Below are 26,468 nucleotides of genomic sequence, written 5' to 3'. Positions count from 1 at the left end.
TCCCGCGCGTGTCGGGGCGCCGGGTCTGCCGGCGTGTCGCGTCCCTAACCGGGGAATTGGCGAGTTAGGCGCGGCGGGCGTTCTCGGCGATCGCGTCGGCCATCTCCACCCGACGGCCGCGGGGCAGGTCGTGCCCCATCTCGGGGAAGAGGAGCAGCCGCGACCCCGGGATCGCCCGCGTCGTCGCCACGCCGCCGCTGGGCAGCACGAGCTGGTCCTGCAGGCCGTGGATGACGAGAGTGGGGACCTTCACCTCGGCCAGCCGCGCCGTCCGGTCGGGGGAGGCGTTGATCGCGTTGAGCTGGCGGTCCCGGCTCACGGCCGTCTGCGCCCCACGGCTGGCGTGCGCCTCGGCCATGCGACGCATCTCGTCCTCGTCGAAGTCGTGCCCGGCGATGACCCGGAACGCCTGCACCCCCCGCTCGATGGCCTCCTCGCGCGTCGTCGGTGCGGCGGCCCGGATCTGGCGCATGAGGGCCGGCAGCAACCGCGCGGAGGTCCGCCCGTGCCGGCGGTGCCCGGTGTTCGACATGATCGAGGTCAGTGACCGGACCCGCTCGGGGAACTTCAGGGTCAGCTCCTGCGCGACCATCCCGCCCATCGACACCCCGACGACGTGCGTTGACGCGATCCCGAGGTGGTCGAGCAGCCCGGCGGCGTCGTCGGCGAGGTCGCTCAGCGTGTAGTCCGCGATGGCCCAGCGCCGGGCCGCCAGGCCCTTGGCCACGGCGCCCCGGGTCGGCGGGGGCGTGTCGGTGAACGTCGAGAGCCCCTGGTCGCGGTTGTCGTAGCGGATGACCCGGAAGCCGCGCTCCACGAGCATCTCGACGAAGTCCGGCGGCCACGCGACGAGCTGCGCGCCCATCCCCATGATGAGCAGCATCGGCTCGCCGTCGTCGGGACCGTCGATGACGTACTCGATCCGCACGTCGCCGATCTCTGCGGAAGTCATACCGGCATCCAACCACCGCCGAACCGGCCGGTAACCGAAGGGGTGAGCAACGCGACGTAGGCTTTCGCCTCGTGCTGACCCCGCTCACCCAAGGGCTCGTCGCCGCAGCGATGCTGCTCTGCGTCGTCGCCTTGGCCTACGCGCTGTTCGACAAGCTCATCAACGACTGGCTGCTCGGCCTGGCCGCCCTCGTCGAGCTCGGCGTGCTCGTGCAGCTCGTCCGCGGCCTCGTCGGCATCGGCGACCTGGACACGGGGGAGCGCAAGGCGACGTTCGCGGCATACCTCCTCACCCTGCCGTTCGTCCTCGCCCTCACCCTGTGGGGCGCGATCAAGGACAAGACGCGCTGGGCGATGAGCGCGGTCGCCGTCGGGGCGTTCGCCGTGGCCGTCATGACGCTGCGCCTGCAGCAGATCTGGGACATCCATGCCTGAGCAGCTGCACCCGGCCCGCGGCCCCGGCCGCATCCTCGTCGCCGTGTACGGCGTCCTCGCGCTCGCGGCGACCGGGCGCTCGATCCTCCAGATCGCCGAGTACTTCTCGCGGGCACCGCTCGCCTACCTGCTCTCCGCGCTCGCCGCGCTCATCTACGTCGTCGCCACGGTCGGGATGGTGCGCGGCGACCGCGCGAGCACGCGGGTCGCCCTGCTCGCGTGCACGGTCGAGCTCGTCGGTGTCCTCGTCGTCGGGGCGCTGTCGTATGCCGTCCCCGACGCCTTCCCGGACAAGACCGTCTGGTCGCACTTCGGCTCCGGCTACGGCTACGTGCCACTGGTCCTGCCGGTGCTCGGCATCTGGTGGCTCAACCGCGTGCGCTCGGCGGCGCGCGACCTCAGTGGCCCGAGGACGTCGCCCAGAGGTTGATGCCCGCCTCGACGGCGTGCTTGTCGATGGCCTTGAGCTCGGCCTCGCTGAACCTGAGGTTCCTGACCGCGAGCAGGTTGTCGTCGAGCTGCTCGACGCTCGAGGCGCCGACGAGCACCGACGCGACACGGTCGTCACGCAGGGCCCAGGACAGCGCCATCTGCGCGAGGCTCTGCCCGCGCTTCTTGGCCATCGCGTTGAGCGCCCGCACGTGCTTGAGCGACTCGGGCGTGAGCAGGTCGGGGCTGAGGCTCTTGCCCTGCGAGGCGCGCGAGCCCTCGGGGATGCCCTTGAGGTACTTGCTCGTCAGCATCCCCTGGGCCAACGGGGAGAAGGCAATGCAGCCGACGCCGGTCTCACCGAGGACGTCGAGCAGGTCCTCCTCGACCCACCGGTTGAGCATCGAGTACGACGGCTGGTGGATGAGGAGGGGAGTGCCCATCGACCGGAGGATCTCGACCGCGTCGCGGGTGCGCGGCCCGGAGTAGGACGAGATGCCGACGTAGAGCGCCTTGCCCTGTCGCACGAGCGAGTCGAGCGCTCCCATCGTCTCCTCGAGCGGCGTCGTCTCGTCGAAGCGGTGGCTGTAGAAGATGTCGACGTAGTCGAGGCCCATGCGCTTCAGCGACTGGTCGGCGCTGGCGAGGACGTACTTGCGGCCGCCGCCGCCCTGGCCGTAGGGGCCGGGCCACATGTCGTAGCCGGCCTTGGAGCTGATGACGATCTCGTCGCGGTAGGGCCTGAAGTCGCGGGCGAAGAGCGTGCCGAAGTTGCGCTCGGCGCTGCCGTAGGGCGGCCCGTAGTTGTTCGCGAGGTCGAAGTGGGTGACGCCCTTGTCGAACGCGCGGCGCAGGATCGCCTGCTGGCGCTCGAGCGGCACGTCGTCACCGAAGTTGTGCCACAGGCCCAGCGAGATCGCGGGCAGGTCGAGACCGGACCGACCGACCCGGCGGTACGGCATACCGGCGCGGTAGCGGCCCGCGGCCGCCTTGTACTCATCGACGTGGAAGGTCATGCCGCCCATCATGCCCGGTCCGCGCCCAGTCCACGATGAGAGACGGTCGTGTCGAAGGGTGGGCACCGGTGGCTACCGTTGTCGCAGGTCATGAGTGCCAGCGACAAGCCCCGGCTCGCTGGCCGGCAACCCTCCTACCGCGGTGGGGTGCCCCGGGTGAGGACCTGGCGGCACGTCGACCGGCGGCCGCAAGCACGGCACACAAGGAGCAAGGCCATGGCCGACGACGCCACTTCCGGAACCCCCCACTGGTCCTTCGAGACCCGGCAGATCCACGCCGGGCAGGCCCCGGACAGCGCCACCGGCGCCCGGGCGCTGCCGATCTACCAGACGACCTCCTACGTCTTCAAGGACACCGAGCAGGCGGCGAACCTGTTCGCGCTCAAGGAGTTCGGCAACATCTACACCCGGATCATGAACCCGACGCAGGACGCCGTCGAGCAGCGCATCGCCTCGCTCGAGGGTGGTGTCGGGGCGCTGCTCGTCGCCTCCGGCCAGGCGGCGGAGACGATCGCGATCCTCAACATCGCCGAGGCCGGCGACCACGTCGTCGCCTCGCCCTCGCTCTACGGCGGCACGTTCAACCTGCTCAAGTACACGCTGCCGAAGTTCGGCATCGAGGTGACCTTCGTCGAGGACACCACCGACCCCGAGTCGTGGCGAGCAGCGGTGCGCCCCAACACCAAGCTCTTCTACGGCGAGACGATCTCGAACCCCAAGGTGGAGATCCTCGACATCGAGACGGTCGCCGCGGTCGCCCACGAGGCGGGGGTCCCGCTCATCGTCGACAACACCGTCGCGACGCCCTACGTGCTGCGCCCGCTCGAGTGGGGGGCCGACATCGTCGTCCACTCGGCGACGAAGTACCTCGGCGGCCACGGCACCACCATCGCCGGGGTCATCGTCGACGGCGGCACGTTCGACTTCGGCGCCGACCCGGAGAAGTTCCCCAACTTCAACACACCGGAGGAGAGCTACCACGGGCTCGTCTTCGCGCGGGACCTCGGCGTCGGGGGCGCGCTCGGCGCGAACCTCGCCTACATCCTTAAGGCGCGGGTGCAGCTGCTGCGCGACCTCGGGCCGGCGGTCGCGCCGTTCAACGCCTTCCTCATCGCCCAGGGGGTCGAGACCCTCAGCCTGCGGATCGACCGGCACCTCGAGAACACCAGGGCGGTGGCGGAGTTCCTCGACGCGCACGAGCAGGTGGAGTCGGTGCGCTGGGCGTCCCTGCCCGGCGACCCGTTCTTCGAGCTGGCGGCCAAGTACACCCCCAAGGGGTCCGGCGCGGTCCTCGCGTTCGAGATCGCCGGTGGGGCGGAGGCCGGGAAGCGCTTCGTCGAGGCCCTCCAGCTGCACTCCCACGTCGCGAACCTCGGCGACGTGCGCTCGCTCGTCATCCACCCGGCCTCGACGACCCACTCCCAGGGCGGGGACGCCGACCGCCTCGCCGCCGGGGTGACGCCCGGGCTCGTCCGTCTCTCGGTCGGGATCGAGCACATCGACGACATCCTCGCCGACCTCGAGCTCGGCTTCGTCGCCGCCAAGGCCGCCTGACCCACCACCCGACTTATTGCGCATTCCGCTCCTGCGACCGGCACTGATTGCGCATTCCGTACACGGAATGCGCAATCAGTCGGTCGCGTAGGAGCGGAATGCGCAATAAGTCGCAGACCCGGGGGGCTGGGAGGGTGTGGACAACCTCTCGGTGGGGTGAGGGGTGGTTCTAGCGTCGGGGGCATGACTCGGATGCGGATCTCCGCCGAGGTGATCGCCGCGCTCGGTGTGTCGCTCGGCGAGGTCGCGCACGGGCTCGAGGCGACCCGCGACGGCTCCGTCGACCGCTGGGCGCTCGGCGGTGGCGAGGCCTCCGACGCGTTCGACCACCTCCTGTCGGGCTGGCGCCGCACCCGGCTGGCGCTGGCCGAGTCCCTGCGGGACCTGGGCGACAAGGCCGAGGTGGCCGGGACGGCATACGTCGAGACCGAGACGGACGTCGGGCGGATGTTCGGCGGGTCGACCCGGTGACCGAGCGGGTCCTCGCACCGGTCGAGGGCGACCCCGAGTCCGTCCGCGAGATCGCCCGCGCACTGCGGTCCGGTGCCGCCCGGCTCGCGCAGGTCAACGGCGTCCTCACCGGCATCAGGGCCGGGGCCTCGTGGGACAGCCCGGCCGGTGAGGTCTTCGAGGCTGCCGTGCAGCAGTCACCTCCCGTCGTCGACGCGCTCATCGACCGGTATGCCGGTGCCGCCCTCGCGCTGATGACCTTCGCCGATGCGCTCGAGACGGTCCAACACCGGGCCCGGGTGTCGAGCGAGGGCCACCAGGCCGCCCTGCGGGACCACCGGATGCTGGAGGATCTGGCGGTTGCTGTCACCGCCGATCCGGTTGCCGCAGAGGCGGTCCGGCGCCGACAGGGCGAGGCCATGGGGCGGGTGGTGGAGGCCGAACGGCGCCATGCGCGAGTCTGGGAGGACTTCCGGGACGCGGACCGGCACCTCGCCCGCCGCCTGCGGGCCCTGGCCGACGACGTCCTCGACGACCCGTGGCACTACTCCGCGTTCGCCAGCGCGGACGGGTTCGCCGAAGAGCTCGCCGCGGTCCCGCCGGCGCTGCGCCGCACCTCCGTCACCGCAGCGCTCGGCACGGTCGCCGACGTCGTGGGCACGGTCAGCCAGGTCGGCCTGCTCGTCCTCTACGGCGAGGGCAGCTGGAAGAAGCTCGGGACCAACGCGGGCGCTCGCGCCCTCGGTGTCGGCGCCCAGGGGCTGAGGACCGGCGCGCTCGCCGGCTCGCGTGCCACGTCCAGCCTCGCCGACGGGCGGCGCGGCTACGTCGGCGAGAGCCTGACCCCCCGTGAGCGCGTCGTCGTCGGCACCCGCGACGAGCTCCACCGCGCCCACCCGCGCCTCGCCCGGACCCTCGACGGCGCCGTCCCACCCAGCCGGATGGTCGTGCCGCTGGACCCCCTGCCGGCCATGCCGCCGACGAAGAACCTCCCTCTCGGCCAGAAGGCGCAGGTCTGGCGCGCCCGGGCGACGGCGCTGGCGCGTCGACGCGTGGACGAGGCGTTCCTCGACGACTGGCGGGCCGCGACGGCCGGGGGAGCCGGCGCGCAGCGCATGTTCGTCGCCGGGGTCACGCTCGAGCGCGCTGTCCCTCCGGCCCGTTCCGCGGCCACCGGTGCCGTGACCGACGAGGCCCCCGATCGCTCGGGCCTGCCTCGCTGACCGCTACCGGCAGGCGGCGCAGCAGGATCAGTTGCTTCGCCCGGGCCTGCCGACGTGGAGCAGGCAGGCCCCGGGTTCGGCGAAGGGCACGAGGGTGACCTCCCCGCTCTCGGCACCCCAAGTGCCAAGCGCTCCCCGGACGATGCCGAGGTGCACCGAGCAGACGACGTCGGGCTGCTCACGGGCGGCCTCGAGCAGCGGGCACTGCCGGAGCCGGACCTCGCTCGCACCCTCGTCCGCGTCCGGGGCGAAACCGAGTCCGTCGAGCACACCGACGACCCCGCGCCGCGCGGCAGCCGCGCTCCGTGGACGAGGGCGCACTGCGTCGGCCAGCCGCTCGCCCCACGCGTGACCGGCCGTCGCGGCCTCCTCACGGGCGTCGTCGCTCGTGCGCGCGAGCTGCAGCGCCAGCGCGGTGGCCAGGGCGGCGTACTCCGGTGAGCCGGACGCGGGAGCCGGCACGGCGGCATACAGCCATGCCGGCCGGCCTCGTCCGGACGCCGCCGCCCGTGAGCGTTCGGCGAGCCCGGCCCCGACGAGCGCGTCCAGGTGCTCGCGCAGCGTGTTGGGGTGGTGACCGGTCGCCTCCGCGAGCTCCGCCACGCCGACGGCCGCGCCGCGTCCCTCGAGGGTGCCGAGCACCGCGGCCGCGGCTCGGCCGGGAGCCTCACGGACCCTGCTGGCCGTCGTCGGGCTCGGACCGAAGCCCGCTGCCATGCGGGCGGCGAGGGAGTCCGGGGCCGCAGGTGGATTAATCACGGAAAGGAGTGTATTAAATAGATGACGGCACCGCCACCGGGGTGGTGCCCAGCAGGGAAGGTTCGACCGTGGACACCGTCGTCGTCGCCAGCACCGCTCAGGACTCAGCCGCTGTCGAGGCGGTCGTGGCGCACCATGCGCAGATGGCCGGCACCCTGCTCACCCACGTCACAAGCATCCTCGACGCGTCCGACGACCGACGCGCGCTCGCGGCACGCGACGAGCTCGTCCGGTGGGCCGAGGCCGACCTCGTGCCGCACGCGAAGGCGGAGGAGGAAGCCATGTACCCCCTGGCCCACCGGGACGCACGGGGGCGGCTGCTCGTCGAGGCCATGCTCGTGGAGCACCGGCTCATCATCGGGCTCGTCGAGTCGCTCCGGTCCGCGCCCGACCGCGTGCACGCCGCCGCCGAGGCGCGCGCGCTGGGCGTGACCTTCGACAGCCACCTCGCCAAGGAGAACGACCAGATCCTTCCGCTGCTCGCCGCGAGCCCGGGGGTCTCCCTCGCCGACGCGCTCGCGGGGATGCACGACCTGCTCGGCGGTCACGACGACCACCACCATGCCGAGGCGGTGCCGGCAGCCGAGGGTGGCTCGTGCGGCGGCGGGTGCACCTGCGGCGAGAGCGACGGCCCGGACCTTCCCGAGCTCGACGCCCGCAGCGTCCCGCACGCGATCCGGCATGCCACGATCTTCGGGGCCCTGGACGCGGTGGAGCCCGGTGGCGGCCTCGTCCTCGTCGCGCCGCACGACCCCCTGCCGCTCCTGCGGCAGCTGGAGGAGCGGGCGCCCGGGGTGTTCACGGTCGAGTACGTCGAGCGCGGGCCGGACGCGTGGCGCCTCCGGCTCCTGCGCGTCGCCGCTGCCTGAGGAGCCGGCCGCCCGCGGGCCCGACGTGGCCAGGGGGGCGTCCGACCTATTCTTGGGCACGTGCCGGAGCGAGAGCAGGGAGGGGTCGTCACCGACGGCCCCGTCGAGCGCGGGCCGGACGGGCGGGGGCCCGTCGACCCCGCCCTGCTGAGGTACCCCGAGCAGCTCCCCGCCGTCGAGCGCCGCGACGACATCCTCGCCGCCCTGCGTGAGCACCAGGTCGTCGTCATCGCCGGCGAGACCGGCTCGGGCAAGACCACCCAGATCCCCAAGATGTGCCTCGAGCTCGGCCTCGGGAGCGCCGGGCAGATCGGCCACACCCAGCCCCGACGGATCGCGGCGCGCTCCGTCGCCGAGCGCATCGCCGAGGAGATGCAGGTCGAGCTCGGCGACCTCGTCGGCTACCAGGTGCGCTTCACCGACCACAGCAGCGACCGCACCCGGGTCAAGGTCATGACCGACGGCATCCTCCTCGCCGAGATGCAGCGCGACCGCGACCTGCGCCGCTACGACACGATCATCATCGACGAGGCCCACGAGCGCTCCCTCAACATCGACTTCATCCTCGGCTACCTCAAGTCGCTCCTCCCACGCCGACCCGAGCTCAAGGTCGTCATCACCTCGGCGACGATCGACCCCGCCCGCTTCGCCCGGCACTTCTCGACCGACCTGCGCGGCAACGTCGTGCGCGAGGTCCCGGTCATCGAGGTGTCCGGCCGCACCTACCCGGTCGAGGTCCGGTACCGCCCGCTCGTCGAGCGGGCCGAGGGCGGCGAGGTGACCGAGGAGCGCGACCAGGTCACGGCCGTCTGCGACGCCGTCGAGGAGCTGTGGACCGAGACCCCGCCCGGGCACAGCGCGACCGACATCCTCGTGTTCTTCTCGGGTGAGCGCGAGATCCGCGACGCCTCCGACGCCCTCGGCGCCATGAACCTGCCCCGGACCGAGATCCTCCCGCTCTACGCGCGGCTCTCCGCCGCCGAGCAGCACCGCGTCTTCCGCCGGGGGAGCGGGCGCCGGATCATCCTCGCCACCAACGTCGCCGAGACGTCGCTCACCGTGCCCGGCGTCGGTTACGTCATCGACACCGGCACGGCCCGCATCTCGCGCTACTCCCAGCGCACCAAGGTCCAGCGGCTCCCCATCGAACCCATCTCGCAGGCCAGTGCTGCGCAGCGCTCCGGTCGGTGCGGGCGCGTCGCCGACGGCATCGCGGTCCGCCTCTACGCGGAGGAGGACTTCGCGAGCCGGCCCGAGTTCACCGAGCCGGAGATCCTGCGCACCTCGCTCGCCTCGGTCATCCTCCAGATGACGGCTCTGGGTCTCGGCGACATCGCCCGCTTCCCGTTCGTCGACGCGCCTGACGCGAAGCAGATCGCCGACGGCGTCCGGCTCCTCGAGGAGCTGCACGCCCTGCGCGAGGGGGAGGGGAGGCGCGGCGAGAGGCGGCTCACGGCATACGGGAAGACCCTGGCCCGGCTGCCGCTCGACCCACGCCTCGGACGGATGCTCATCGAGGCCGGCCGGCTGGGCTGCACCAAGGAGGTCCTCGTCATCGTCGCCGCGCTGTCCATCCAGGACCCGCGAGAGCGACCCGTCGACAAGGAGGCGCAGGCACAGCAGCAGCACGCCCGGTTCAAGAGCGAGACCTCCGACTTCGCCGGCTTCCACGCTCTCTGGCGCTACCTCAAGGAGCAGCAGAAAGCGTTGTCCAGCAGCGCTTTCCGCCGCATGTGCAAGGCCGAGTTCCTCCACTACCTGCGGATCCGCGAGTGGCAGGACCTCCACCAGCAGCTCCGCTCGGCGTGCAAGTCGGCGCGCATCGACCCCGAGCTGACGACCGCGTCGGAGGGTGGCGAGCCCGACTGGGACCGCGTCCACCAGGCGCTGCTCGCCGGCCTCCTGTCGCACGTCGGCGTCCGGGACGAGCAGAAGCGTGAGTATGCCGGCGCGCGCGGTTCGCGTTTCGGCATCAACCCCGGGTCGGGCCTGTTCCGCAAGCAGCCGGACGTCGTCATGGCCGCGGAGCTCGTCGAGACCACCCGCCTGTGGGCCCGGGTCAACGCCGCCATCGACCCGCTGTGGGCCGAGGAGCTCGGCGCGCACGTCGTCAAGCGGACGGTCTCCGAGCCGCGCTGGTCGAAGTCCGCCGGCGCGGTCGTGGCCTCCGAGCGGGTGACCCTCTACGGCGTCCCGCTCGTCGTCGACCGCACGGTGCAGTACTCGCGGATCAACCCGGTGGAGGCGCGCGACCTCTTCATCCGCCACGCCCTCGTCGAGGGGGACTGGGACACCCACCACACGTTCTGGAAGGCGAACACGGCTCTGCTGCAACGCCTCTCGGAGCTCGAGGAGCGCGCCCGCCGCCGCGACCTCATCGTCGACGACGAGGTCGTCTTCGCCTTCTACGACGCCCGCATCCCGGCCGACGTCACGTCCGTGCGCCACTTCGACAAGTGGTGGCGCGGGGAGCAGCGACGCCACCCTGACCTGCTGACCTTCACCGAGGCGCTCCTCACCCGGGAAGACGCCGACGCCGTGTCCGCAGGCGACTACCCGCGCACGTGGCGCCAGGGCGACCTCGAGCTCGACCTCACCTACCAGTTCTCCCCGGGCGACGACGCCGACGGCCTGACGGTCCACATCCCGACGGCGGTCCTCAACCGGGTCACCGCGGACGGGTTCGACTGGCAGGTGCCCGGGCTGCGCGAGGACCTCGCCGTCGCGCTGCTCAAGTCGCTGCCCAAGGCCACCCGCCGCCACTTCGTGCCGACGCCCGACCACGCCCGCGCCGCGCTGGTCGGTGCCGACCAGGCGTCGGGACGCTCCTTCACCGACGAGCTCGCGCGGGTGCTCCGCGACCGCACCGGGGTGGGCATCCCTCCCGACGAGTGGGACTGGGACCGGGTGCCCGACCACCTGCGCCCGACCTTCGCGGTCGAGGGGCCGGGCGGCCGCCTGGTGGCCCGCGGCAAGGACCTCGACGCGCTGCGCCCGACCTCGCAGGGTGCCGTCCGCCAGCGGCTCGCCAAGGCGGGCGCGACGATCGAGCGCTCGGGACTCACGGCGTGGACCGTGGACGTCGTGCCCCGCACGTTCGAGGGGCGCTCGGCCGGCCACACCGTCCAGGGCTTCCCCGCGCTCGTCGACGAGGGGACGTCGGTGGCGCTGCGCGTCCTCGACGACGCCACGACGGCCGAGGCCGCGCACCGCGCGGGGGTGCGCCGGCTCCTGCTGCTCAACACCACCGCTCCGTGGAAGCGCGTGCTCGCGAAGCTGACCAACGCCCAGAAGCTCGCGCTCGGCCAGAACCCGCACGGCTCCGTGCCCGCCCTGCTCGAGGACTGCCTCGCCGCGGCCGTCGACTCGATCGTCGCCGAGCAGGCCCGTGCGGAGGTGCGCACCCGCGACGAGTTCGACACTGCGCACACGGCGGTGCGCACCCATGTCGTCACCCGGGTGCTCCAGGTCATCGAGGCGGTCGAGCCGGTGCTGGCGCTGGCCGCGCAGGTGCGCCGCCACCTCGACGCCGTCGACTCCGGTGCCGCGGCCCGCACCCTGGCCCTCACCAGTGCCGACGTGCGCGCGCAGCTCGACGGGCTCGTCCGCCCCGGCTTCGTCGCCGACAGCGGCCTGGCCCGGCTGCCGCACCTCCACCGCTACCTCCGCGCGATGCTGCAGCGCCTCGAGAAGGCGCCGGCGAACGCGCGGGAACCCCAGCTGCAGGCGCAGGTCGACGGCGTCGAGACGGCATACGCCGACCTCCTCGACGCGCTCCCGCAGGCGGCACGCCGCGCGCCCGAGGTGAGCGACATCGGCTGGATGATCGAGGAGTTGCGGGTCAGCCTGTTCGCGCAGTCGCTGGGGACGGCCCACCCGGTGAGCGAGAAGCGCGTGCGGCAGGCCATCGCCGCCGTGACCCGATGACCCGACGCGGTCGTGGGAATCTCCACGGCGACCCGCACGTTTGACTTCAGACGTGACCCCCCTGAGAGGCTGTTCCCGTGCAGAACCCGTCTGACCTCTATCGCTTCGAGCTCGACGCCTCGCCGCCGACGCGTCGCCCCGGCGCGCTCATCGTGCTGCTCGGCGCCTTCATCGACGCCGGAAACATCCAGCGCATCCTCGGCACGCACCTCGTCGACACCACCGAGGCGGAGGTCGTCGCGACGTTCGACGTCGACGCGCTGCTCGACTACCGCGGCCGCCGCCCCGCCATGGTGTTCGACCGGAACCGGTGGGAGAGCTACGCCGACCCGTCGATGGTGCTGTACCGGATGGCCGACCGTGACGGGCAGACGTACTACCTGCTCACCGGGCCCGAGCCGGACTTCCAGTGGGAGCGCACGATCGAGGCGATCCGCCAGCTCATGCAGGTCCTCGGCATCACCCTCGTCGTCACGAGCCACGGCATCCCCATGGGCGTGCCGCACACCCGGCCGGTCGGCATGACCGCCCACGCGACCGACCCGCGCCTCGTCGGCGACAAGGAGTCGCCCTTCGGGACGGTGCAGGTGCCGGCCTCGTTCCCGGCGCTGCTCGAGCTGCGCCTCGGTGAGGCCGGGCGCGACGCGCTGGGCTTCGCGATCCACGTGCCGCAGTACCTCGCCCAGGCCGAGTGGGCCGAGGGTGCGCTCGCCGCGCTCAACGCGATCACCGACTCGACCGGGCTCAACCTGCCCAACGACGACCTCATCGCCAAGGCCGGGGTGAACAACCGCGAGATCGCCTCCGAGCTCGACGACAACGCCGAGGCCGGGCAGATCGTCAGCGCGCTGGAGCAGCAGTACGACGCGTTCGTCTCGGGGCAGGAGCGGCCCAGCCTGCTCGCCACCGAGGCCGAGGACCTCCCGTCGGCCGACGAGCTCGGCGCGGACATCGAGGAGTTCCTCCGCAACGTCAGCGACGACTGACCCGGACTCGAGGGCGCCGCCTGCCCCCCCCAGCCGGCCCCCACCCCCGACTTGTTGCGCATTGTGCACCGTTCCAGCGAAGGTGCGCCGACCGCGGTGGGGTGCACAATGCGCAATAAGTCGGGTTGCCCCGGCCGGTATGCGCAATAAGTTGGGGGGTGGAGGTCAGGCCTTGGCGTCGGACCAGCGGGTGATGACGGAGGTGTCGGCGACGAACCGGACGGGTGCGCCGGCGGCCCAGCGCCGGGACGCGTCGACCAGGGCCCGGTCCACGAGGGCCGCGACCTCCTCCGCCTTCTCGGCAGGGGCGTGCACGAGCAGCTCGTCGTGCAGGCACAGCACGATCTCGCCGCCGAGGGGACCGGCCAGCGCCCGCACCGTCGCCGCCCACGCCTTGAAGAGCTCCGCCGCGGCGCCCTGGATGATGGCGTTGCGCGCGAACCGCCCTCGCGCCGCGTCGAGCGCCGGGTCCGCGCCGACCGGTGAGGTCGCGAGGAAGCGCCCCGTGGGGATGAGCCGCCCGCCGAACGTCCGCAGCGGCTCGCCCCGAACCCCCGACTCGTAGGCCCGGTCCAGGAGGCCCATCGCCACCGGGTAGGCCCGCTCCAGCCCGCGCAGCGCCTCGCCGGCCGCGCCGCTGCGTTGGCCGTACATCGCGGCGAGCACGGCGATCTTCGCGACCGGTCGCTCGACGCCCAGCCGTGACGCCACCGGTGCGTACAGGTCGTCGGCCCGGGTCGCCTCGGCGAACACCGGGTCCCCGGACACCACCGCGAGCACCCGCGGCTCGATCTGGCCGAGGTCGGCCCGGACGAACACGTGCCCAGGGTGCGCCGCCACCCCGGACCGCAGCGCGGCCGGGAGGTTGTGCAGCCCGTTCTCGGCCGTCATCCGCCCGGCCGCGCCGTCGCACGCGGTCCAGCCGCCGCGCAGCCGGTCGTCGGCGCCGACGCACTGGTCGAGCCAGCGGTAGCCGTAGGTCGTGGAGATCCGCTCCGCCTTGCGCCACTCGAGCAGCGCGTCGACGATCGGATGCACCTGCCGGTAGGCGTCGAGCACCCACTTGCGCGTGTTGGGCACGTCGACCCCGACGCCGGCGAGCATGTCGCGCACCTGCTGCGGGTTGCGCAGGTCGGTCGACTCGCGCCCGGGCACGTGACGCAGCACGAGGGCGTCGCGCTCGCGCCGCGCCACCGCTGCTGCCTCCTCCGAGGCCGCCCGGGGCCCGGCGAAGTCGGCGATGAGCGCCTCCATCACCGGTCGGTCGACCGGAAGCCCGCCCCACTCGAGCTCGAGGCACAGGAGGGCCGCCGCCGACTCGGAGTGCACGGTGCCCACGGTCCGCGGGCTGAGCTCCTGCGCCCGGTCGCGTTGCCGCACGGCGCAGTCGAGTGCGGCGCCGGCCCAGGCGAGCAGGCGCTCGTCGGTCTCGAGCCACCCGGACGCCGCGTCGGCACGCAGGTGCCCGTCACCGCGGACGAGGTCGTCGGGGCCGACCTCGTCGGCCGCGGAGAAGTCGAAGAGGTCACCGGCCGACGGCTCCGGCATCGTCGACAGCGCGACCCCGTGCGCCGCCGCCCAGACGCGTCCCGGCTCGGCCTTCCAGCCGCCGTGGAGCACCCGGTGCGCCTCCGCGAGGTCCCAGGCCCGAGCGAGCGGTGAGCCGACCGCGGACACCAGCTCACCGGCATACCGCGCGGACCACCAGACCCAGCGCGGACCGGACGTGGCCGCGAGACCGGCCATCCGCGGCGCCACCTCCGCCACCGACCCGACGACGCGCACGTCGGCGCCGACGAGGGCGGCGCGGCCCCCGTGGACGACGGCGGCGACGAGGTCGACGGGGCCGCCGGGGTGGGACATGGGGCGAAGCCTAGGTGAGGACGACGACACCACGACGCCGGGCGGTTCACCCCCGCTGACGTGGCAGGATCGACGCAGTCATCAGATCGCAACGGCACCCGGTCGGACCGGGCGGCCACAGGAGGACACCGTGGGACTCTTCGGATTCGGCAAGGACGAGGCCAAGGGCCAGGCCGCGCAGACCACGTCCGCGCTCGAGCAGGCGCAGGCCGGGAAGCAGGACCAGGGGTTCGTCGGCAACCAGGCCGCGAGGATCGTCGAGAACCTCCTCGACACCGGCATCGTCGGCAAGGGCCCGTTCGACCCGGCCGCCGACGTCGCCGCCTCGGCCCTGAAGAAGAACGGCGGCGACGTCGAGGCTGCGGTCGACGACGTCATCAAGAGCCACCTCAAGCTCGCCGCGGCCGGAGGGTTCGTCACGAGCCTCGGCGGCTTCATCACCCTGCCGGTGGCGCTGCCGGCCAACGTGCTCGGCTTCTACCTCCTCGCGACCCGCATGACGGCGTCCGTCGCGTCGCTGCGAGGTCACGACATCACGACGCCGCAGATCCGCACCGCCGTCCTCCTCACGCTCGTGGGCGCCGACGCGGAGGACCTGCTCGCCAAGGCAGGCATGGTCTCGCCGACCGGCCGCCTCACCAGCCTCGCCGCGCAGCGGCTGCCCGGCCCGGCCCTCATGGTCCTCAACAAGGCCGTCGGCTTCCGCCTGCTCTCGACCGCCGGCCGCAAGACGTTCAGCCGCTTCGGTCGCAACGTGCCGATCGTCGGTGGGGTCGTCGGTGCCGGCCTCGACGGCTGGCTCATCAAGCGCATCTCCGACAACGCCCGCCGCGAGTTCCCGACGGCGACGGCGCAGATCGCGGGGGTCTGAGCCGTGGCACTGCACTCCAAGGTCGCGACCTTCAAGAGCCTCGCGACGGCCGTGCGCATCGCGACCCGCCCCGGCGGCCCGTCGATGGTGGAACGGGCCCAGGCCATGCCGCGGCTCGTCCGGGCCGTCCGCAGCGGTGAGTACACCGGCACCTCCTTCGGGCGGCTGGCCCTCATGCTCGGCGCGGCGGGCTACCTCGTCTCGCCGGTCGACCTGCTCCCCGAGGCCCTGCTCGGCGCGTTCGGTCTCGCCGACGACGCCGTGGTGGGCTCCTGGCTGGCCGCGCAGCTCGTCACCGAGACCGAGGACTTCCTCGCGTGGGAGCGGTCCACCGGGCGCGGCTCCGGCCACGGGGCCACGGTGCCGGGCGAGGTCGTCGACGACGCCCCCCGTGACGCTTCGTCCTCACCTCGTGCGTGACGGTCGTCCACAGCCGTCCCGTATGCCGTCCGCGCTCCACAGGCGCGTGAGCTGACCCTTCCCGGGACAGCGCGGGAGTTCCGACGCTGGGGTCATGACCTCAGTGAAGATCACGACCACCGGCGAGTTCCTCGCCGTCCTCCCGCACCAGCTCGGCCACCAGCTCGAGGACTGCGTCGTCGTCGCGACGGTGCGCGCCAAGGCGCTCGGCCCGGTCGCGCGCACCGACCTGCCCCGTGAGCGTGACGCCGCGGCTCTCGCCGCGCAGTTCCTCGCGAGCCTGCTGCGGGTCGAGCCCGACCTCGCGCTCATCGTCGGCTACGAGTCCGTGCCGGGGGAGTCGCGCACGGTGCGGCACCGGCTCCATGCGGGCCTGCGGCGGGCAGGGGTGGGGATCATCGACCACGTCGTCGTCCGCGACGACTCCTGGTGGGGCGCCTGCTGCCGCCCGTCGCCGCGCTCCCTCGACGGGCTCGTCCCGGGCCACCTCACCGGTCACGCGCTGCCCGACCCCTCCCGCGTGCCCGCCGTCGCCGAGCTCGTCGTCAACGGCAGCGCTCCGCTCGCGAGCCGCGACGAGGTGAGCGCCCTCGTCGCCGAGGACCGGGCCGCGAGTGCCGGGGTGGGGGAGGCGCTCGACCGGCTGGACGAGGCGGGCGCGGACGCCGGCGACCCGGTGCCCGACCTCTGGGCGCGGGTGCTCGCCCCCGAGGGGACCCGTGGCGAGAGGTTCGAGGCCACCGACGCCGACGTCGCCCGGATGCTCCGCTCGCTGCGCGACAAGCAGTGGCGCGACGCGCTCGTCGCGTGGATGTCGGCGGTGATGTTCCCGCTCGACCTCGTCGACGACGCGTCCTCGACGCTGCTGACCGCCGCCGCACCCGCCGGCCCGGTGTGCCGCGCGACGTGGTCGCGGGCGGTCCTCCAGCGACTCCTGTCCCTCACCAGACGGGTCCCGGACGAGTGCGCCCGGGACGCCGCGGCGATCTGCACGGTCACCGCGTGCGTGGCGTGGGGACTCGGCAACGGCTCGACCGCCGGGGACGCCGTGGCCCGGGCGCTGCGGGTGCAGCCGGACTACACCCTGGCCGAGTACCTCGGCCGGCTCATCGAGTTCCAGGTTCGTCCGCGGCGGCAGTGGTCGGACGTCGCCGCCTGAGTGCTCTCACGGAGCGGACAGGGCTGGGTCGACGCCGTCGCGAGTCCTAGACTCGGCCCCAGGTCATGAGTCCCAGCGACAAGCCCCGGCTTGCTGGGCGGCAACCCTCCTCGCGGTGGGGTGCCCCGGGTGAAGACACGGTCCGTCGGCACCCGACGGGCAAGCGCGATCCGAGGAGCACCTCCGATGACCATCACCGACCTGCCGACGGCGGCGTTCTGGCGCCCCGGCGACCCGCTGGGGCGTCGACAGCTCACCTCGATCGGCCCCGTCCGGCTCGAGCTCGGCGGCTCGCTGCCCGACGTCACCGTGGCGTACGAGACGTGGGGCGTCCTCAACGAGGCGCGGGACAACGCCGTCCTCGTCGAGCACGCGCTCACCGGCGACTCGCACGTCGAGGGCCCGGTCGGGGACGGTCACCCCACTCCCGGATGGTGGGACGGGCTCATCGGCCCGGGCCGGCCGCTCGACACCGACCGCTTCTACGTCGTGGCCAGCAACGTGCTCGGTGGCTGCCAGGGCACCACCGGCCCGTCGAGCGACGCCCCGGACGGCCTGCCGTGGGGGAGCCGTTTCCCGGCCATCACGATCCGCGACCAGGTCACTGTCGAAGCCCTGCTCTCCGACCAGCTCGGGGTGAGCCGGTGGGCGGGCGTCCTCGGCGGCTCCATGGGCGGCATGCGGGCCGTCGAGTGGGCGACGAGCCACCCGGACCGGGTGGCGACGTGCATCGTGCTGGCGTCGACGGCCTACGCGACGGCGGACCAGATCGCGTGGTGCCAGCCGCAGCTCCTGGCGATCCGCAGTGACCCGCACTTCCACGGTGGCGACTACTACGCGCACGGCGTCGTCCCGTCCGACGGCCTGGGCATCGCGCGACGGATCGCGCACGTCACCTACCGCCACGAGGGCGAGCTCGCCGAGCGTTTCGGCCGGGTGGCCCAGCCCGGCGAGGAGCCGCTGCGCCGCGGGGGTCGCTTCGCCGTGGAGTCCTACCTCGACCACCACGCCGGCAAGCTCGGGGCGCGGTTCGACGCCAACTCCTACGTCGTCCTCAGCGAGGCGATGAACAGCCACGACGTCGGCCGGGGTCGCGGGGGAGTGGCCGCGGCGCTCGCGGCCTTCACCGGACGCCTCGTCGTCGCCGGTGTCGACACCGACCGGCTCTACCCGGAGCGGCTCTCCGACGAGATCGCCGCCCTGCGCCCCGGCACGATCCAGCGAAGAGTGACCTCGCGGTTCGGCCATGACGGCTTCCTCATCGAGATCGAGCGGGTCGGCGAGATCATCCGCGACGCGCTCGCTGCTCCCCACGGCTGACAGCGTGCTCGACGTCCGTGTCAAGCGTCACGTTCTCCGGTAGCGTCCACGCCAGAGAGCCCCATGGGGCTGACCTGAGACAGAGGAGACGCTCGTGGCGATCGTCGTGGGATACATCCCGACCAAGGAAGGCGCGGCCGCCCTGGCTCGGGCCGGAGAGGAAGCCGTCCTGCGCAAGACGGACCTCGTCGTGATCAACTCCAACCGGGACGGTGCCGGGAACGACTCCGAGGATCTCCAGCGTCTGGGGGACGACCTCAAGGGCAAGGGCGTCACCGTCACGGTCCGCCAGCTCATCCGCGGCAACGAGCCCGCCGAGGACCTCATCGCCGTGGCCGAGGAGATCGGCGCCGAGCTCATCGTCATCGGCCTGCGGCGACGCACCCCGGTCGGCAAGCTCATCCTCGGCTCCAACGCGCAGCGCATCCTGCTCGACGCCCCCTGCCCCGTGCTCGCCGTCAAGAGCTGAGCACCCCCGCCGCACCGCCGGCTGCCCCGGTTCCGAGCCGTCTCGAGCCGGTGTACCCCCCGCGTGGAATCGCCTGCGACCCCCCAGGAATAGGGCTGGGGGGTCGCAGCGATTTATAATGGTGAAGCACCCTTCGAGCAACGACCGATTCTCACCCCTGTGGGTCACGTCAGAAGGTGCACCAAGTCGATCAGCCGGTCGGTGCTCCGCTCACGCGTGAGCACCACCGAGCCCTCCCCCGTGACGAAAGGTTGCCGGTGTCGCCTGTGTCCACGAACGCCTCCGAGACGCCCCTCCCCGCCGAGTTCAGCCACCCCGCCCTCCAGGACCTCGTCCGGTCCGGACGCACCGGCGGTCAGGTCACCGGTGAGCAGGTGGCGCAGGCCATCACCGCCGCGGGGGTGCGCGCCAACAGGGGGCGCATCGTCCTCAGCGCGCTCGCCGGCCAGGGCATCGAGGTCGTCATGACCGCCCCCGACAAGGCCGTGGCCGCCGCTGCCAAGGCGTCCGCCAAGAAGACGACGTCGGCCGCGACGAAGAAGGCGGCCGCGACGAAGAAGGCCGCCGCGACCACCACCAAGGCCGCGCCCGCGAAGAAGGCCGCACCCGCCAAGGCCGCCGCCACGAAGGCGACCGCCGCGGACGGGGCCCCTGCCGCGAAGACGGCTGCCAAGAAGACCACTGCCAAGGCCGCGACGACCAAGACGGCCGCCGCCGCTGCCGCCGCGCCGGCCAAGAAGGCCGCGCCGGCGCGCAAGACGGCCGCCAAGAAGGCTGCAGCCAAGGCCGCCGACGGCACCGCTGCGGGGACCGGGGACGCCGAGGTCGAGGACGTCGACCCGGCCGAGCTCGCCAAGGTCGGCGAGGTCGACGTGGCCGCGGTCGCCGCCGAGGTCGACGGTGACGACGACAGCGACTCCGAGGACGGCGAGGGCGACAAGGCCAAGGCCGACACCGCACCCGAGAGCACCGGTGGCTTCGTCCTGCGTGACGACGACGAGGAGGACGCGCCCGTCCAGCAGGTCGTCACCGCCGGCGCCACCGCCGACCCGGTCAAGGACTACCTCAAGCAGATCGGCAAGGTCGCCCTCCTCAACGCCGAGCAGGAGGTCGAGCTCGCCAAGCGCATCGAGGCCGGCCTGTTCGCCGAGGAGCGCCTCAACTCCGGCGACAAGATCGACATGAAGCTCAAGCGCGAGCTGTGGTGGATCGCCCAGGACGGCAAGAACGCGAAGAACCACCTCCTCGAGGCCAACCTGCGCCTCGTCGTCTCGCTGGCCAAGCGCTACACCGGTCGCGGGATGCTCTTCCTCGACCTCATCCAGGAGGGCAACCTCGGGCTCATCCGTGCGGTCGAGAAGTTCGACTACACCAAGGGCTACAAGTTCTCGACCTACGCGACGTGGTGGATCCGTCAGGCCATCACCCGCGCCATGGCCGACCAGGCGCGCACCATCCGCATCCCGGTCCACATGGTCGAGGTCATCAACAAGCTGGCCCGCGTCCAGCGCCAGATGCTCCAGGACCTCGGTCGCGAGCCCACCCCCGAGGAGCTGGCGCTCGAGCTCGACATGACGCCCGAGAAGGTCGTCGAGGTCCAGAAGTACGGCCGCGAGCCCATCTCGCTGCACACGCCCCTCGGCGAGGACGGCGACAGCGAGTTCGGTGACCTCATCGAGGACTCCGAGGCGGTCGTCCCGGCCGACGCCGTGAGCTTCACGCTCCTCCAGGAGCAGCTGCACTCGGTCCTCGACACCCTCTCCGAGCGCGAGGCCGGCGTGGTCTCGATGCGCTTCGGCCTCACCGACGGCCAGCCCAAGACGCTCGACGAGATCGGCAAGGTCTACGGCGTGACCCGTGAGCGGATCCGCCAGATCGAGTCCAAGACGATGAGCAAGCTCCGTCACCCGAGCCGCTCGCAGGCGCTGCGCGACTACCTCGACTGACAGGTGGCCAGTCCTGTCCTTTGGGCAGGGTGGAAGCGGGGTCCCCTCTGGCCGGAGGGGACCCCGCTTCGTCGTTGCCCGGTCACCGTCACCCGCGCGGTGAGAGGCTGGGGACGGACTCGCCCAGCACGTCGACCAGAGCTGACGAGGGGAGGGACCTGCTGATGGCACGAGTCAGCGGCAGCATCGTCATCGACCCGACCGGGGTGGGAACGCGCTTCCTGGCGCCCGTCGTCAGCCGTGGACGGCCTCAAGGAACGAAAGATCTGGACCGGACTCAAGAGGTGGCTCGCGGGCGGTGACGTCATGACCTCGCTGGAGCAGGTCAGGGCACAGTCGCGCGTCAGTCGCGGCGCAGGCGGCGCCAGGCATCCCGGGGCCAGCGGGCCACGGCGTCCCTGACGTCGTTCCACTGGCGGATGCCGTCGGCCGGGAAGAGGTAGGCCCGGGCCTGGTCGCTGCGCTGGCGGGCGGACAGCGCCGCCTGCCACACCGTGCGCGCGTCGGCACTGACGTCGGGGATGTCGGAGCGGGGTGGGGCGTAGCGCGCGCGTTCGACGGTGGCGATGATGCGTCCCATCGCCTTCTTCGGCTCCCCGGAGAGGATCGCGTCGTGGGTCAGCCGGGTCCCCGCCTGACGCGGGGTGCTCCCCGGCGGCGGCGCGATCCCGATGTCGCCGAGCCGGGAGATGAGCGAGGCCCAGTCGGCCTCGACCCGTTCGGCGTCGTCGCGAGCCTCGAGCCGAAGGCGGCGTCGTCGCGCCCACGCCGCCACCGGCAGGAGCAGCAGGGCCATGACGGTGGCGAGGGCGACGACGATGGCGAGGGCGTTGTCGCCGAGCCATGCGAGCGGCCCACCGCGCGTCGCCGCGTCGTCCGCGGCGGCACCGGCGTCGCTGTCCGGGCGCTGGCTGATCGACGGGGTGGGCGTGGCCGTGGGTGCCGTCGCCGACGCGCTCGCCGACGGGACGGCCGTGGCGGGGGTGAGGCTGTAGGTGGGCGCCGCACCCGACTGTCCGCCGGGGGTGGGCTCGAAGCGGGTCCAGCCGAGGTCGGAGAACCACAGCTCCGGCCAGGCGTGAGCGTCGTTCGCGCGCACCGTGTACGACCCGTTGCTGAAGGTGCCCGGGAGGAACCCGATCGCCATGCGCGCGGGGATGCCCTTGAGCCGGGCAGCCATGATGAAAGCCGTGGCGAACTGGACGCAGTAGCCGGTGCGCGAGACGAGGAAGTTCGACAGCGGGTCCGACATCATCGCCCGCCCGGACACCGGGTCGGTGGGCGTCGGCAGCTGCAACGAGTACGTGTACTGGCTGCTGCGGAAGTGGGACTGCAGCAGGCGGGCGGTCTGGAGCGGCGTGGAGCCCTCGGGGACGACCGAGTCGACGAGCTCGTTGAGCCGCTCGACCCCCTCACCGTCGATGTCGCTGTAGACACCCTCCTGCCATCCCTGCGGCCGAGCACCGTCACCGTCGAAGTCGGCGTCCGTCGGGGCGAGCTGGGCGTAGGTCGCGGAGTACTCCTCAAGGGTCGCGTCCATGTCGATCTCGTAGCCGCCGACGAAGTTCCGGCGCAGCGTCGTGTCGCCGAGGTCGGCGGACTTGAGCGGGCTGGGGAGGGCGATCTGCGGGGCCGAGAGGCGGTTCTCCTGGACCTCGATCGTCACGTCGGTCGCCTTGACGTCGGGGGAGGCGAGGAGGCGCTCGGTGTTGCCGGTGAGGACGCGGTTGGCCTCGAAGCGCGTGCTCCACTCGCCCCGGCGGTACTCGGTGAGGATGCCGACCCGCAACGGGTCCGGGGTGCTCGTCGTCGTCGAGTACGTGACGACGGGCGCCCGCGACTGGCTCAGGAGGGAGCGGCGCAGCTCGACCGTCGTGTTGAGGCTGACGGCGCCGCCGCCGCGTGAGCCCTCGGAGCGACCCAGCCCGTCGGCGAGGAACGTGGTGGGCAGGTGCGGCACCACCACGGGCAGGACGATCGCGAGGGCGAGCGCGCTCACTCCGAGCAGGCGGGCGGTTCCGGCGACACCGAGCACCGGGTCGGGCCCCTCGCCGTCGGCCGAGCGCGGGACCGCGGTGCCCCAGCGGCGCACGCTGCCGACGCCCTGCATCGCCAGCAGGGCGAGCCAGCAGGCCACCGGGAGCACGAAGTACCTCCACGACAGCCCGTCACCGGAGTTCGTCGCGGAGATGAGGTATGCCGTGAGCAGCCCGAGCCCGGCCAGGGCCGGCGCGCGCAGGGTCACCCCCACGGCGTCGACGACGAGGGCCGTGAACCCGATGAGGATGGTGATGGCGACGACGATGCCGCGGTCGGTCGGGACGGGGACCGAGAAGGTCAGCACCGTCTGCTGGGCCTCGCCGAGCAGGATCCCGAGCGACCTCACCGTGTCGATGCCGGGCAGGAACCCGTAGTAGAGGTGGCCCTGTCCGTGCACCCACGACACCATGAGGAAGCCCGCGAGGACCTGCCCGAGGATCGGCGACCACGCGGACGTGGTCACCGAGCGGAGGGCGACGCCGACGAGGGCGAGGGTGGCGATGACGACGACGCTCGGGCGCATCCACGTGTTCGCGTCGAACAGGGTGAGCAGGGGCAGCGCGACGCAGAAGCTCGCCATCGCCGCGAGCAGGCTCTCGATGGGCCGGGCGCGGTTCATCGCGCACCCACGAGGCTGCGGGAGCCGGCGACCGTCGCCCACGCGTCGGCGACGTCGAGGTCGGGCGTCACGGTGACGACCGACCACCCGGCGGCGGCGAGGGCGGCCGAGGTGGCCCGGGGGTCGATGTCGCCGGTGCCGGGGTGCGGCCCGCCGCGGCCGAAGCCGTCGGGGTCGACGACGAAGGCCAGTCCCGGTCCACCGGGCTGGCGCAGGGACGACAGGGCGCGCGCCGACGCGTCGTCGAGGGCGCCCACCACGGCGACGACGAGCCCGCCCTGGGCGGTCGCACCGCTCGCGGCGTGGAGCATGCCGTTGATCCCGCTCTCGTCGCTGGCGACCGTCCGGGCGAGGGTCTCGAGGGCGGGGTCGAGCTGGGAGTCCTCGCGGACGCCGGACTCCTGCCCCGGGTCGGGGGTGAGGAGGTGGACGGCGAAGCCGGTGTCGAGCAGGTGGGTGACCGCCGACGCCGCGAGCGTCACCGCCCACTCCAGCGACCCGCTCGGGCCCTTGCCCCCGTGGGCCCGCACCCGGGTGTCGAGCAGCACCGTCGCGCGACGCTTCGCGGGCCGGTCCTCCTGCCGCACCATGAGCTCACCGGTGCGGGCGGTCGCCGGCCAGTGGATGCGCCGCAGGTCGTCGCCGTCGCGGTACTCGCGGATCGACTGGTCGTCCTCGCCGTGGAGGGCGACACGGTGCGGGACCGAGCCTTCGGCCCCGAGGCCGCGCCCGAGCGCGCGTCCGTCGGCCAGGTTGACCACGCGCGGCAGGACGAGGAGCTCGTCGTGGCTGCTGATCGAGGTGTGCCGCAGCGTCAGCCCGAAGGGGTCCTGGACGCGCACGCCGAGCGGGCCGAGGCGGTGGGCGCCGCGCGCGTGGGCGCGGACGGCATACTCCACATGGGTCGAGGCGCCGCTGTGGAGTGCGGGCACGACGAAGCGGGGCCGGTCACCCAGGGAGTAGTCGAGGTGCTCCTCGGCGAGCAGCATCGGGGCGCGCGCGGTCGCCGGGTTCGAGATCGACACGACGACGACGGCCGGCTCGTCGATGGTGATGCGCGAGGGCCGGGCCACCCGCTCGACGACGAGGGAGAGGTCGTGCCTGCGGCCGAGGAGGCCGGCGAGCACCGGCAGCGCGACCAGGGCGGTGCCGATCCGGCTGAGGTCGTGCTGGCCCAGCGCGAGCCCCGCGAGGACGAGGACGATCCCCGAGGCGAGGAAGGCCGCGCCCCGGGTGGTGAGTGACTCGCGGAACCGACGCATCGACTCAGCGCGTGGGCGCCGGCACGCGCACGCGCTGGAGCAGGTCGGTGAGGACATCGGCGGCCGTCCGGTGCGCGAGCTGGCTCTCACCGGTGAGCATGAGCCGGTGCGCGAGGACGGGCACCGTCATGGACTGCACGTCGTCGGGGAGGACGTGGTCGCGGCCGGCGAGCGCGGCGTGAGCACGACTGGCGCGCAACAGGTGCAGGCTCGCCCGGGGTGACGCGCCGAGACGCAGCGCGGAGCTGGTGCGGGTGGCCTGGGTGACGTCGACGACGTACTGCTTGAGCGCCTGCGAGGCGTGCACGCGGCGCACGGCGTCGATCATCTGGGTCACCGTCGCGGCGTCCGTGACCGGGCGCAGGTCCTCCAGCGGTGAGCGCGAGCCGTGCGAGTCGAGCATGTCGACCTCGCTGCGCGCGGACGGGTAGCCCATCGAGATCCGGGCCATGAACCGGTCGCGCTGCGCCTCGGGAAGGGGGTAGGTGCCCTCCATCTCGATCGGGTTCTGGGTGGCCAGCACCATGAACGGCCGGGGGAGCGCGTAGGTCGTGCCGTCGACGGTGACCTGGGCCTCTTCCATCGACTCGAGCAGCGCCGACTGCGTCTTGGGTGAGGCACGGTTGATCTCGTCGCCGACGACGACGTTGGCGAAGATGGCGCCGGGCCGGAACTCGAAGTCGCGCACGTCCTGGTTGTAGACGCTCACGCCGGTGATGTCGCTCGGCAGCAGGTCGGGGGTGAACTGCACCCGCCGGACCGAGGAGTCGATGCAGCGGCCGAGCGTCTTGGCGAGCATCGTCTTGCCGACGCCGGGGACGTCCTCGATGAGCAGGTGGCCCTCGGCGAGGAGCGCGGTGACGGCGGTGCGGACGGCCGCCGGCTTGCCCTCGATGACCGAGTTCATCGCCGTCTGCAGCGAGCTCGCGACCTGGAAGACCTGGTCGAGGGCGGCTCCGGGCGGCGTCGCGTGGGCGAGGCGACGCTGGTCGTGGGTCTGGTGGACCTCGTCGTGTGCGGGCACGGCGTCTCCTGGAGGACGGGGACCCGAGGCCCTGCGCCTCCGGTCCTTCGATCTTCCCCCACATTCCTCCACCGAGGTAGCGGCTCGAGCCCGAAATCCGGGTTCACAGCGAACGTGCAGGCGGGGCACATCCGGGGTGCAGGCGGCAGGCGCCGGAGAGAGGGCCTCCTCGACGGGCGACGAGGCTCGACTGCGCGGAACTGCCCCACTTTGCACCACCGCATCTGACCTGCAGAAAAAGAGTGTCGGAACCCGGATAACGACTTGATTTCGGTGCTTGGTGGAGTAAAGTGGGGGAAGCCGGAGAGAAGTGTCGTCTTCGGGGGTCGAGACGGGTGGGGAGGTGAGCGCGGTGTTCCTCGGGACGCACACGCCTCGCCTCGACGACAAGGGCCGGCTGTTCCTCCCGGCGAAGTTCCGCGAGCGCCTCTCGACGGGCCTCGTCGTGACCCGCGGCCAGGAACGCTGCCTCTACGTCTTCCCCATGGACGAGTTCCTCAAGGTGACCGAGCAGATGCAGGCGGCGCCGACGACCAACCGCGCCGTGCGCGACTACATCCGCGTCTTCCTCTCGGGCGCCAGCGACGAGATCCCCGACAAGCAGGGGCGCGTCACCGTGCCCGCCCACCTGCGCCAGTACGCGGGCCTGACCCGCGAGTGCACCGTCATCGGCACCGGCTCCCGGGTCGAGGTCTGGGACACCGACGCGTGGAACGAGTACCTCGCGAACACCGAGCAGGCCTACTCCGAGCAGTCCGAGGAGGTCGTCCCCGGACTCATGTGACCACCCCGGCTCCCGGCCTCCAGCCGACCGGACTCCCGACACGACTTCCCCCGTGCCGGGCCCCGGACGGATGGGGACCAGGAGCCGGGGAA

The 26,468-nt window shown here is 72.7% G+C and carries 22 protein-coding genes and 2 riboswitches; of the genes, 15 read left to right on the top strand and 7 right to left on the bottom strand.

Translation table 11 applies throughout. The features are described 5' to 3' along the window. Positions 1-64: 64 nt before the first annotated feature. Positions 65-952, bottom strand: coding sequence for an alpha/beta fold hydrolase (locus AC3EU2_RS00610; RefSeq protein ID WP_488177814.1), 888 nt, complete (start codon positions 950-952; stop codon positions 65-67). Between the two features lie 71 nt (positions 953-1,023). On the opposite strand from AC3EU2_RS00610, the gene AC3EU2_RS00605 reads away from it, so the two are divergent. Continuing rightward, positions 1,024-1,386, top strand: coding sequence for a hypothetical protein (locus tag AC3EU2_RS00605; protein ID WP_488177813.1), 363 nt, complete (start codon positions 1,024-1,026; stop codon positions 1,384-1,386). Then, entirely contained in the window at positions 1,379-1,816 is a 438-nt protein-coding gene (locus AC3EU2_RS00600; RefSeq protein WP_488177812.1) for a hypothetical protein, read from the top strand. The genes AC3EU2_RS00605 and AC3EU2_RS00600 overlap by 8 nt, the downstream gene beginning before the upstream one ends. On the opposite strand, the gene mgrA is transcribed toward AC3EU2_RS00600, so the two are convergent. After that, positions 1,785-2,831 (bottom strand): L-glyceraldehyde 3-phosphate reductase, encoded by a 1,047-nt coding sequence (mgrA, locus tag AC3EU2_RS00595; RefSeq protein WP_488177811.1) that lies wholly within the window; start codon positions 2,829-2,831, stop codon positions 1,785-1,787. The two genes, AC3EU2_RS00600 and mgrA, sit on opposite strands and share 32 nt — an antisense overlap. Positions 2,832-2,917: 86 nt before the next feature. Further along, a riboswitch (SAM riboswitch) is annotated at positions 2,918-3,032 on the top strand. 15 nt (positions 3,033-3,047) lie between these two features. Between mgrA and AC3EU2_RS00590 the strand changes: the two genes are divergently transcribed. The 3 genes from AC3EU2_RS00590 to AC3EU2_RS00580 all read left to right on the top strand — a co-directional run bounded on the left by AC3EU2_RS00590 (position 3,048) and on the right by AC3EU2_RS00580 (position 6,058). Further along, the gene (locus AC3EU2_RS00590; RefSeq protein WP_488177810.1) at positions 3,048-4,385 is read left to right on the top strand and encodes a bifunctional o-acetylhomoserine/o-acetylserine sulfhydrylase; all 1,338 of its coding nucleotides are present in this window, start codon (positions 3,048-3,050) and stop codon (positions 4,383-4,385) included. A gap of 183 nt (positions 4,386-4,568) precedes the next feature. Next, the gene (locus AC3EU2_RS00585; protein WP_488177809.1) at positions 4,569-4,856 is read left to right on the top strand and encodes a WXG100 family type VII secretion target; all 288 of its coding nucleotides are present in this window, start codon (positions 4,569-4,571) and stop codon (positions 4,854-4,856) included. Then, the gene (locus AC3EU2_RS00580; RefSeq protein ID WP_488177808.1) at positions 4,853-6,058 is read left to right on the top strand and encodes a hypothetical protein; all 1,206 of its coding nucleotides are present in this window, start codon (positions 4,853-4,855) and stop codon (positions 6,056-6,058) included. The genes AC3EU2_RS00585 and AC3EU2_RS00580 overlap by 4 nt, the downstream gene beginning before the upstream one ends. 27 nt (positions 6,059-6,085) lie before the next feature. On the opposite strand, the gene AC3EU2_RS00575 is transcribed toward AC3EU2_RS00580, so the two are convergent. After that, positions 6,086-6,817, bottom strand: a complete 732-nt coding sequence (locus AC3EU2_RS00575; RefSeq protein WP_488177807.1) for a helix-turn-helix transcriptional regulator — start codon at positions 6,815-6,817, stop codon at positions 6,086-6,088. Between the two features lie 68 nt (positions 6,818-6,885). Between AC3EU2_RS00575 and AC3EU2_RS00570 the strand changes: the two genes are divergently transcribed. From AC3EU2_RS00570 to AC3EU2_RS00560, 3 genes are all read left to right on the top strand, one after another. Further along, positions 6,886-7,686 (top strand): DUF2249 domain-containing protein, encoded by an 801-nt coding sequence (locus tag AC3EU2_RS00570; protein ID WP_488177806.1) that lies wholly within the window; start codon positions 6,886-6,888, stop codon positions 7,684-7,686. A 60-nt stretch (positions 7,687-7,746) separates the two neighbouring features. Continuing rightward, entirely contained in the window at positions 7,747-11,613 is a 3,867-nt protein-coding gene (hrpA, locus tag AC3EU2_RS00565; RefSeq protein ID WP_488177805.1) for an ATP-dependent RNA helicase HrpA, read from the top strand. 77 nt (positions 11,614-11,690) lie between these two features. Continuing rightward, positions 11,691-12,599 (top strand): proteasome assembly chaperone family protein, encoded by a 909-nt coding sequence (locus tag AC3EU2_RS00560; RefSeq protein ID WP_488177804.1) that lies wholly within the window; start codon positions 11,691-11,693, stop codon positions 12,597-12,599. Between the two features lie 165 nt (positions 12,600-12,764). Here the strand turns inward: AC3EU2_RS00560 and AC3EU2_RS00555 are convergent, their stop codons facing one another. Next, positions 12,765-14,462: a DNA polymerase gene (locus AC3EU2_RS00555; protein WP_488177803.1), complete on the bottom strand. Its 1,698-nt coding sequence runs from the start codon at positions 14,460-14,462 to the stop codon at positions 12,765-12,767. A gap of 130 nt (positions 14,463-14,592) precedes the next feature. On the opposite strand from AC3EU2_RS00555, the gene AC3EU2_RS00550 reads away from it, so the two are divergent. From AC3EU2_RS00550 to AC3EU2_RS00525, 6 genes are all read left to right on the top strand, one after another. Further along, positions 14,593-15,333 (top strand): EcsC family protein, encoded by a 741-nt coding sequence (locus AC3EU2_RS00550; RefSeq protein ID WP_488177802.1) that lies wholly within the window; start codon positions 14,593-14,595, stop codon positions 15,331-15,333. Between the two features lie 3 nt (positions 15,334-15,336). Next, complete coding sequence (locus AC3EU2_RS00545) at positions 15,337-15,753, top strand: YkvA family protein (RefSeq protein ID WP_488177801.1); 417 nt, start codon at positions 15,337-15,339, stop codon at positions 15,751-15,753. Positions 15,754-15,847: 94 nt separating this feature from the next. Next, positions 15,848-16,912, top strand: a complete 1,065-nt coding sequence (locus AC3EU2_RS00540) for a DUF4192 domain-containing protein (RefSeq protein WP_488177800.1) — start codon at positions 15,848-15,850, stop codon at positions 16,910-16,912. 61 nt (positions 16,913-16,973) lie between these two features. Beyond that, a riboswitch (SAM riboswitch) is annotated at positions 16,974-17,084 on the top strand. A gap of 14 nt (positions 17,085-17,098) precedes the next feature. Next, positions 17,099-18,232, top strand: a complete 1,134-nt coding sequence (gene metX / locus AC3EU2_RS00535; RefSeq protein ID WP_488177799.1) for a homoserine O-acetyltransferase MetX — start codon at positions 17,099-17,101, stop codon at positions 18,230-18,232. Between the two features lie 94 nt (positions 18,233-18,326). Continuing rightward, on the top strand, positions 18,327-18,701 hold the full coding sequence (locus tag AC3EU2_RS00530) for a universal stress protein (protein WP_488177798.1): 375 nt from the start codon (positions 18,327-18,329) through the stop codon (positions 18,699-18,701). Between the two features lie 266 nt (positions 18,702-18,967). Beyond that, positions 18,968-20,647, top strand: a complete 1,680-nt coding sequence (locus AC3EU2_RS00525) for an RNA polymerase sigma factor (RefSeq protein WP_488177797.1) — start codon at positions 18,968-18,970, stop codon at positions 20,645-20,647. Positions 20,648-20,990: 343 nt separating this feature from the next. Here the strand turns inward: AC3EU2_RS00525 and AC3EU2_RS00520 are convergent, their stop codons facing one another. From AC3EU2_RS00520 to AC3EU2_RS00510, 3 genes are read right to left on the bottom strand one after another with little or no spacing between them, the layout of a single operon-like run. Next, positions 20,991-23,306: a transglutaminase TgpA family protein gene (locus AC3EU2_RS00520; protein WP_488177796.1), complete on the bottom strand. Its 2,316-nt coding sequence runs from the start codon at positions 23,304-23,306 to the stop codon at positions 20,991-20,993. Beyond that, positions 23,303-24,568: a DUF58 domain-containing protein gene (locus AC3EU2_RS00515; RefSeq protein WP_488177795.1), complete on the bottom strand. Its 1,266-nt coding sequence runs from the start codon at positions 24,566-24,568 to the stop codon at positions 23,303-23,305. The genes AC3EU2_RS00520 and AC3EU2_RS00515 overlap by 4 nt, the downstream gene beginning before the upstream one ends. 4 nt (positions 24,569-24,572) lie before the next feature. Beyond that, positions 24,573-25,592, bottom strand: a complete 1,020-nt coding sequence (locus AC3EU2_RS00510; RefSeq protein WP_488177794.1) for an AAA family ATPase — start codon at positions 25,590-25,592, stop codon at positions 24,573-24,575. Between the two features lie 352 nt (positions 25,593-25,944). On the opposite strand from AC3EU2_RS00510, the gene mraZ reads away from it, so the two are divergent. Beyond that, complete coding sequence (mraZ, locus tag AC3EU2_RS00505) at positions 25,945-26,376, top strand: division/cell wall cluster transcriptional repressor MraZ (RefSeq protein WP_035935218.1); 432 nt, start codon at positions 25,945-25,947, stop codon at positions 26,374-26,376. Positions 26,377-26,468 lie beyond the last annotated feature (92 nt).

This window comes from Knoellia sp. B-D-2 (assembly GCF_057714695.1).
This window is presented reverse-complemented; position numbering and strand designations above follow the sequence as displayed.